This window comes from Verrucosispora sp. NA02020 (assembly GCF_013364215.1).
Taxonomy (GTDB): domain Bacteria; phylum Actinomycetota; class Actinomycetes; order Mycobacteriales; family Micromonosporaceae; genus Micromonospora.
Window position 1 is genome coordinate 4,979,144 of sequence record NZ_CP054923.1, and the last position, 9,288, is coordinate 4,988,431.

Annotated in this window: 2 protein-coding genes; both read right to left on the minus strand. The window is 68.4% G+C overall.

Features of this window, described 5'->3' with window-relative positions; translation table 11 throughout:
• Nucleotides 1-5: 5 nt before the first annotated feature.
• Complete coding sequence (locus HUT12_RS21845; protein ID WP_176094556.1) at nucleotides 6-5,927, minus strand: type I polyketide synthase; 5,922 nt, start codon at nucleotides 5,925-5,927, stop codon at nucleotides 6-8.
• A gap of 2 nt (nucleotides 5,928-5,929) precedes the next feature.
• On the minus strand, nucleotides 5,930-9,196 hold the full coding sequence (locus HUT12_RS21850; RefSeq protein WP_176094557.1) for a non-ribosomal peptide synthetase: 3,267 nt from the start codon (nucleotides 9,194-9,196) through the stop codon (nucleotides 5,930-5,932).
• Nucleotides 9,197-9,288 lie beyond the last annotated feature (92 nt).

Sequence of the window (9,288 nt, forward strand, 5' to 3'; positions counted from 1 at the left end):
ACACTTCACCCAGCGGAAATGCCGCTGGTCAGATACTCGACTTCGTCATCCAGCACACGGACCAGGTCACGCGGGTCGTCGACCCACTTGCTCAGGACAAGCAGATCCAGGCGTCCGTTGCCCACCTTCGAGACACAGTAGCAGTCCGCATAGTCCAATTTGGTCTGATCGTCCGTCAGTTGCGCCAGGGTCATGTCCCAGATCGCGTCGTATTCATCCTCGACATTTCCGACAAAGTTCAACAAGCAGGTCGGTCGGAGCGTCTTACCCATCACGGACAGCACTTTCCGATGCTTGAAAATCGACCGGACGTTCTGCACGAGGTTCAGAAAGCTCACGTTGTTCTTGTTCATCATCCGAACCTTGTCGGTGATGATCCCGTCGAGGTCCTGCATCGTGCCGCGCTCCGCCGGCACCAGCACGGGGAGGCTGCCGAGGACCATGCCCATCACCTCGGAGTAGTCCTTGTCCTCGAAGACACGCGACTGGAGCAGCATGATCAACGCCACCTTGTCGATGCCGAGCAGGCGGCTGACGAGTCGGGCGTAGAGGTGCACGACCACATAGAACAGGTCCGGCTCGGTGCCGTCGGCGGCCCGCAGCCGGTCCAGGTCGACCGAGTAACGGACGTCCCGGATCTGGCTGTCCGCGTACCGGGCCGATCTGTCCTGGATGGTCTTCGCGTACCGGACGTACTCCACCAGGTCGAACTTCTCGATCAGCTCGTCCGAGGTGATGTCGACCGGGCCCTTGGCGATCTGGTCCTGCAGGTGCCGGTAGCTCTTGGCGATCGGCATCGCCCGACTCGTGCCGGCGGCCAGTTCCTCGTAGCGCCTGAGCAGGTCACCCCGGAACAACTGGCCGGACGCCGCATCGAAGATCGAGTGGTCGAACTGGAAGAGCAGGTCGTGCGAGCTGTCGTTGTACGTGATCAGGACGACCTGGTACATCGGCTTGTCGACGACCTTGAAGTCCATGCTCCACTCGCGCTTGACGAGCTCCGCCCGCAACTCCTCCTGCTCGTGCGGCTCCAGGCCGGACATGTCCAGGCGGGGCAGCGCGATGGCCTCGGGGGCCTCGAACTCCTTCCACCGGAACCGCCCGAACGACCGGGTCAGGAAGCTGCGCATGAGCCCGTGCCGCCCGATCACGTCGCACAGCGCCTGCTGGAGCACGTCGAGGTCGATGAGCTCACGGAACTGGATCAGGTAGAGCTGGAGGCGGGACTCGGTGGCGAAGTGCTGCTTCTGCATCGCGCTGATCGGGTACGTCCACTTCACCGGCCGGGCGCCGATGGAGCTGCGCAGCTCCTCCTGCCGACGGTCGATCTCCTCGAAGACCGCGGCGTAGCCTCCCGGGTACGACGGCAGGCCCGCACGCGCCTTCAACGCCTCGAAGTCCAGGCCCGTGTCGAGTTCCTCCGGGCCACCCCGCACCACGTAGTGCGGCAGGAACTCGGGCGGCACCCGCAGCTCGTTGAACTCCCGGACCACCCGGGTCTTCAGCGCGTCGTCCAGACCCGCCACGCCGAGCACGACCAGCGTGTCCTCGTCACGACCCGACTTCACCTCACGGAAGGCACACGGTGCGCCGAGGCGCTGTTCCAGGAGCGCGGCGAGGCCGTCGAAGGACATGTCCTCCGCTCCGCCGCCCTTCGCCGTCCGCTCGAGGAACGCGGCGAGGCCGGCGACCGTCGGGTGGTTGTAGACCTCCTTGGCGAGGATCTTGTAGCCGTTGCGGTCCAGGGCGTTGGTGAACTGCACCAGCTTCACCGAGTCCAGGCCGATGTCGAAGATGTCCGCGCGGTCGCTGATCTCGCTGAAGCCGAGCAGCGTCCGGATCTCGCGCTCGATCATCGCCGCGATCGCCTGCCGCGCGTCGGCCCGGCCGGGCTCCACCTCGGCATCGACCAGCTTGGCCGCCGCCTGCGCCCGCAGGAGGTCCACCCCGTGGTAGGCCGTGCGGATACCGGCCTCGCGCATCCTGGGCAACAGGTCCAGGATCGAGCGGTCGGCCGCACACAGCTCGGCGAACGAGTAGAGCCGGGTGACGCCCACCTCGGCGGCGTCGCGCTCGTTGTCCGCGAACCAGGTGGTGACCTCCCGGTCCCACCCGTCCCGGTCCAGACCCGGGCGGGACAGGACGTGGCACGGGATCCGCCGGTCCCGGGCCACCTCGGTCAGCAGGTCGAGCAGCCGACGCTGGTCGAGACCGTCGGTGACGCCGTCGCGGCGGGGCGTGTCCCAGAGGACGACCTCGTCCACGGCGGGCAGCGCCCGCAACCCGGTCGAGAGCCTGCCGGCCAGCTCCTCCCCGGTGGTCCCGGTGACCACGGGCAGCACCGTGATCCGCTCGTCCACCACGCCGACCCGGGTCTGAACCGGGTCCGCGCCGAGGTCGAACGGCAGGACCTCGACGGTCCGGGCGGGATTCACCCCGGCCAGGTCGCGCACCACGTCCTCGACGTCACCGCGGCGCGTGAGGAGCACCGTCCTGGTCGGCCGCCCGGCCGCCGCGTCGGCACCGTCCAGCGGTACCATCCGGGGCACGAGTCGCCGATCCCGCTCGTAGCGGACCGCGACGTCGTCGGGCCGGTGCGCCTCCAACTCCGTCAGGAGATGCTCGCGCCACGCGGCGCGTCCGGCCCGGTCGTCGAGGGACGCGTCGCACCGCACGGCCCGGACCCGGAACGTCGGATGTTCGTGGTTCACACCGATGAGCAGTGGCACGAGGTCACCGCGCGTGCCCAGGAAGCCGGCGGTGTCCAGCACCACGACGTCCTTCACGCAGCGCTCCCGCATCTCGGGGATGGCCGCGCAGAGGCCGCGCAGCGTCGTCACCAGGGACGCGTACTCCGTGCGGTCCACCACGACCGTGTCACCGGCCAGGGCGTGCCGTTCCAGGTCGTCGAGCAGTCGCGTGAGGTCGTCGTCGTGGCCGGGGCGGATCACCGCGCCGGACTGCCGGTCGAACCGGTACTGCGCGCCGAACGAGACGTAGAGCGTCCGCCAGTGCGCGACCTCGTCCAGTACGCGCCTGATCCCACGGCGGTCGTCGGTGAGGACGATCAGGACCTTCGGCTGCTCTTTCCCGGTCGAGGACGGACGCACGGATCGTGACCAGGCAAGCTGTGCGGCCGGTGCCGGCCCGGTCGCGGTGACGGCGCCGGTGACGGCCCGCCGGGTGGACTTGACGGTCGCGACGCGCAGGCCGCCGTCGGTCTCGCCCTCGACCAGCCGCTGAAACTGCTCTATGTCGACCGGATACTCGACCTTCTCGAACGGGTACAACGGCAGCGTCACCTTACGCGGCGAGCGACCACTGTGGAACGTCGTCCAGTCCAGTGAGACTCCGTTCTCCCAGAGCTTCCTGACCGCACGGGCCAAGTGCTCCTCGTCCCCGATCTCCTCCATCCGGTGACGCAGCATGTTCACCGTGGTGACCTCGGTGTCCCGGGCGATGGCGCGCACGAAGGAGGACAGCGCCTTGCCGGGTCCGACCTCGACGAACAGGGTGCCGCCCCGCTCCAGGATCGCCTCGACGCCGGCAGCGAACCGGACCGTCTCCCGGGCGTGCGAACAGTAGTACTCACGGTCGGTCGCCTGCGTCGCGGTGATCCACGTTCCGGTCACGTTCGACAGGTACGCGATCTTCGGCTGGTGCAGGGTCACCTGCTCCAGCACCTCACGGAACCGGACGAGCATGGAGTCCATGTACTGCGAGTGGTAGGCGTGGTCGGCCTCGATGTGCGAGAACCTGATCTCCCGCTCCGCGCACTGCCGTTCGACCTCGGCGATCGCCGCCGGGGTGCCGGAGACGGTGCAGTCCTCCGGGCCGTTCACCGCGGCGATGGCCAACTCGTCGGTCAGCATGCCCCGGACCACGTCCTCGGACGCCCGCACCGAGGTCAACGCGCCCTCGACCGTCGTGTCCATCAGGCTGCCCCGGGCGTGGACCAGACGGATGCCGTCCTCCAGCGAGAACACGCCCGCCACGTACGCCGCCGCCAACTCACCGGTGCTGTGCCCGATCATCCCCTTCGGCTTGAGGCCCCACCCGATCAGCGTCCGGGCCATCGACGCCTCCAGCATGAACAACAGGATCTGGGTGGTCCCGATGTTGTTCAGCTGCTTCTCCGCCGCCGGGGAGTCGCCGAAGAAGACCTCGCGGGGCAGATCGTTGCCCTGGTCCGCGCTGATCGTGAAGCACTCGTCCAGGTGCGCCCGGAAGTCGGGTTCGGTCTCGTAGAGGCCACGGGCCATCCGCAGGTGCTGCGCGCCGAGACCGCTGAAGAGGAAGTAGACGTCGCGACGCGCGTTCTTGTGGACCTGCGAGGGTGGTTCCTCGGTGTCCAGGGACTCCTGGATCCGCTGGCGCAGCTCCTCGACGTTGCCGAACTCCACGGCGTAGCGGAAGGCCAGGCGGCGCTGGCGGTTCTGGAGGGTCCAGGCCAGGTCCGAGCCGTCGATATCCGGGTACGCGGCCAGGTGGTCGACGAAGTTCCGCTTGATCCGCCCGATGGCCTGCGCGGACGTCGCCGAGACGACGAACGTGTTGTACGCCCGCCCCTTGCCCGAGACCGGCCTCGCCCCGGGTGCCTCCTCCAGCACCACGTGCGCGTTGGTGCCGCCGATACCGAACGAGCTCACACCCGCGCGCAAGGGCAGCACCTCGTCGGTCTTCGACCGCTTCGGCAGCAGCTCCTGCTTCTCCGCGACGACGTAGAACGGGCTGCCGTCGAGGTCGACGTTCGGATTCAGCTCCTGGAAGTGCAGGCTGCGCGGCACGGTCCGGTGTTGCAGGATCTTGCACGTCTTGATCAGGGAGGCGACACCGGCGCCCGTGTCGAGGTGGCCGATGCTCGCCTTGAGCGAGCCGAGCCCGGTCGTGCCCGGCGCACCCGTGCCGAACGCCTTGCGCAGCGCCTCGACCTCGATCGGGTCGCCGAGCGAGGTGCCGGTGCCGTGCGTCTCGATGTAGGACACCTCGGCGGGGCGGACGTTGGCCACACGATAGGCCTTGCGGATGACCTCGACCTGTCCCTCGATGCTCGGCGCGGTGTAGCCGACCTTGCGGCTGCCGTCGTTGTTGACCGCCGAGCCCTTGATCACCGCGTAGACGTGGTCGCCGTCGCGGAGGGCGCTCTCCAGGCGCTTGAGCACCACGACACCGACGCCGTTGCCCTCGACGGTGCCGGCCGCGTCCCGGTCGAACGGCCGGCAGTGGCCGTCCGGCGAGTGGATCATGTTCTCCTGGTAGCGATACCCGTTCTTGTGCGGCAGCGTCAGCCCGCTCCCACCCGCGAGCGCGATCTGACACGACCCGGTCCACAGGTTGCGGCACGCCATGTCGATGGCGACCAACGAGGTCGAGCACGCCGTGTGCAGCGTGAACGCCGGTCCCTTCAGGTCCAGGGCGTAGGCGATCCGGGTGGCGGCGAAATCCTTGTCGTTGAGCTGCATGCCGGTGAACGTCATCCCGGATTCCAGGATGTGGCTGGTCAGGGTGTGCGTCTCCCAGGGGAGGTTGTTGGTGGCACCGAGGAACAGCCCGATGGCCTCGGGCCGACCCTCCGCCGAGTAGCCCGCGTCCTCCAGGGCGTGGAAGACCTCCTCGTGCAGGGCACGGACCTGAGGGTCGAGCAGGGTGGCGTCGGCCGGGGCGTAGTTGAAGAACTCCGCGTCGAAGTACTCGATGTTCGGGAACACACCCTTGGCCCGGACGTACTTCTCGTCGGCGAGCGCTGCCCTGGCCACGCCCACCCCGACGAGCTCGTCATCGGTGAAACGGGAGATGGCATCGACGCCCTCGACCAGGTTCGCCCAGAACCGGTCGATGTCCTCGGCCTGCGGGAACCGGCCGGCCATGCCGACGACGGCGATCTCCAGGCCGGTGTCACGACGCGTGACGGCCTTGCTCTGCGGCATGGTCAGCGCTCCTCTTCAAGCTCGGCGGCGAGTTCCTCGGCGAACTCGTCCGCGATCTCGCGCAGCAGCGCGCTGGCAGCGAAAGCGTGCTCCTCGTCCTGCTCGGCGAAGGCGTCCTCGGCGTCGGCGTCGGCGGTGGGGGTGGCCGGTTCGTCGGCGCTGTCCGCGCCGTCGAGATAGGCGGCGAGGGAGGCGATGGAGGTGTGCTGGAAGAGCTGCACCAGGGGTACGTTCCGGTCCAGCGCCTTGCGCAGCCGGTTGTTGATGGTCAACAGGTTGAGCGAGTTGATCCCGAGATCGAAGAAGTTGCGGTTCACGTCGATCGTCTCGACCGGGACGAGGTCCGAGATGATCTCGAAGAGGATCCGCGTCGCATCGGAGACCGGTCCGAGGTCCGGTGCCTCGGGGCGGGACTCCGGCTCGGGGCGGATCTGCGCCAGCCGGGTACGGTCGACCTTGCCGTTCTTGGTCAACGGGATCCGGTCGAGCTGCACCAGCCCGGCGGGGATCATGTACGGGGCGGCCTGCTGCGCCATGCCCTGCCGCACCACCTCCGGTGCGATCCGCGCACCGGCGACGTAGTAGCCGCGCAGGCTCTTCTCGCCGTCCACCTCGACGCAGATCACGGCGGCGTCCTCGACATGCTCGACGGACCGGAGCAGGCTCTCGACCTCGCCCAACTCGACCCGGAAGCCGCTGATCTTGACCTGGTCGTCCGCTCGTCCGAGATAGTCCAGCGACCCATCGGGCAACTCCCGCACGAGGTCACCGGTGCGATAGAGACGCCGGCCGGATAACGCCGGCACCGTGACGAAGGCGACCCGGTCGAGGTCCGGCCGGTTGTGGTAACCGGTCGACACGCCGTCGCCTCCCACGCACAGCTCGCCGATCGCGCCGGGCGGCAGCGGGTTGAGGCCGCGGTCCAGGACGTGGGCAGAGGAGTGCGCCAGCGCACGGCCGATGGGGATCCGCTCGCGGCGGAGATCCTCGTCGCGGACCTGGTACGTCGTGGAGAACGTCGTGTTCTCGGTGGGACCGTAGCCGTTGGTGATCCGCAGGCCCGGGCAGACGCCGCGGACCTTCGCGAGGTGCTGGACCGACAACGCGCTGCCGCCGACGACGAGGTGTCCCAGCCGGTCGAAGATCGCCGGGTCGTAGTCGCACAGCTGGTTGAAGAGCGGCGCGGTGAGCCACATGGCGGTCACCTCGTTGCGCTTGATCGCCTCGCGCATCAGGTCACCGTCGAGCACGTCCAGCTCGTCGGCGAGTACGAGGGTCGCGCCGAACAGCATCGTCCCCCAGATCTCGAAGGTGCTGGCGTCGAAGGCGGGCGATCCGGTGAACATCAGGACCTGACGGTCGTCGAAGTCGAAGAACTCCTGGTCCGCGAAGAGACGCATGATGTTGCGGTGCGTGATCTTGCAGCCCTTGGGGTTGCCGGTGGAGCCCGACGTGTACATCAGGTACGCGGTGGCGCCGTTCAGGTCGCGCCGACCGGGAAACGGGGGCACCTCCCCGGCCGGCTCCTCGACGAGCAGCGCTCGGGCCCCCGCCGGCACCCGGTCGGCGAACTCCGCCACCGTGCACAGGTCGCGTACGCCCGCGTCGGCGACGACGTACTCGATCCTGGGCTTGGCGTCCTTGGTGTCGATCGGGACGTAGAAGTTCCCGTTCTTCAACAGGCCGAGGATCGCCACGATCAGTTCCGGACGGCGGTCCGCGAGCACGCCGACCCCCGCGCCCGGCGCCACACCACGGCTCCTCAGCTCCCAGGCCACGGCATCGGACCAGCGGTCCACCTCCGCGTAGCTGAGCTCCCTGCCCCGCCACACCAGCGCGGTCCTCCCGGCGTGGGTCGCGGCACGCTCGGCGAACACGTCCACCACCGACGAGTCCAACATGCGCGAACGAGTACTCCCCAGCGCCGGGGCATCCACCGCACCGCTCTCCCACAGGGCGATGTCCGCGACCCGCGCCCGCGGGTTGCGCACCGCCGCGGTGAAGACGTTCAGCAGACAGCGCTCCAGCGACCGGATCAACTCCGGCGCGTAGGCGTTCTCGTTGTAGACGAACGTGATCGCGAAGTCGGCGCCGGGGTTGACCACGATGTGCAGGTCGTAGCTCGTCCGCTCGAAGACCTCCACCCCGTCGAACGCGAGCCCCTCGCCGCTGTCGCCGGCGAAGTCACGCAACTGCTCCGACAGCGGGTAGTTCTCGAAGGCCACGACGTGGTTGAGAAGCCGGTTCCGCAGCGGGGTGAGGCCCTGAATCTCGTGCAACGCGTAGTGCTCGAAGGCGCTCGCCCGCAGGTACGACTGCTGCACGTCCCGGCACAGGCCGGTGAAGTGCTGGTCCTGCGTGGTCGTCACCCGGACCGGCTGCGTGTTGCAGAACAACCCCACCGCGTCACCGACGCCGGCCATCTCGATGCCGCGCCCGGACACCACACTGCCGAAGACGACGTCGTCGGCGTAGGTGAACTTCTGCAGCACGACACCCCAGGCCGCCTGGAAGACGGCGCTCTGGGTCACCCCGGCCTTCTGCCCGAAGAGTTTCAGCTCGTCGTGCAGCTCGGCGGGGAGCGTGAACCGGTGGGTCACGCCACGGTAGCCGCCGGGACGGGGGCTCGCCGGCAGGACCGCCTCGTTCTCGTAGCCCTCCAGCGCCTCCGCCCAGTACCGTCGGGCGTCCTCGTCGTGCTGCCGCTCGTACCAGGCGACGTAGTCGCGGTACGGCATCGCCTCGAGCTGCGGCTGGTACGCGCCGGAGCGGGTCAGTTCCTCGTAGTAGCCCATCAGCGTCCCGAACAGCGGGCTGAGCGACCAGCCGTCCAGGATGATGTGGTGGAACGTGAACACGAGACGCCAGCGGCGGTCGCCGAGCCGGATCAGGGTCGCCCGCAGCAGGACGTCCGCGCTGAGGTCGAAACCCTTCGCGCGGTCGGCGACCTTGAACTCCTCGACGTCCCGGTCCTGGTCGCCCCGGTCCCGGTAGTCGAGGACGTCGAGCTGCGGCGCCCACTCCTTCAACACGATCTGGTACGGCTGGTCGGTGTTGCGGTACGAGAAGATCGTCCGCAGGACGCTGTAGGTGCGTGACACACCCGCCAGCGCCGTCCGCAGGTGCGCGACGTCGACCTCGCCTGAGATCACGAAGTCGAACTGCTCCACATAGGCGTCCGAGCCGGTGTCCACGGCGTGGCTGAAGAGCATGCCCTTCTGCATCGCGGCCAGGCCGGAGATGGACTCGATGTTGTCTTTGTCAACCATGAACCAGGCTCTCTACTTGACACTGACGCGGTGCTCAGGTCGTGGTGTCCGGCGGCCGGCGCCCGGACGCGCGATCGTCGTGGTGCCCACCG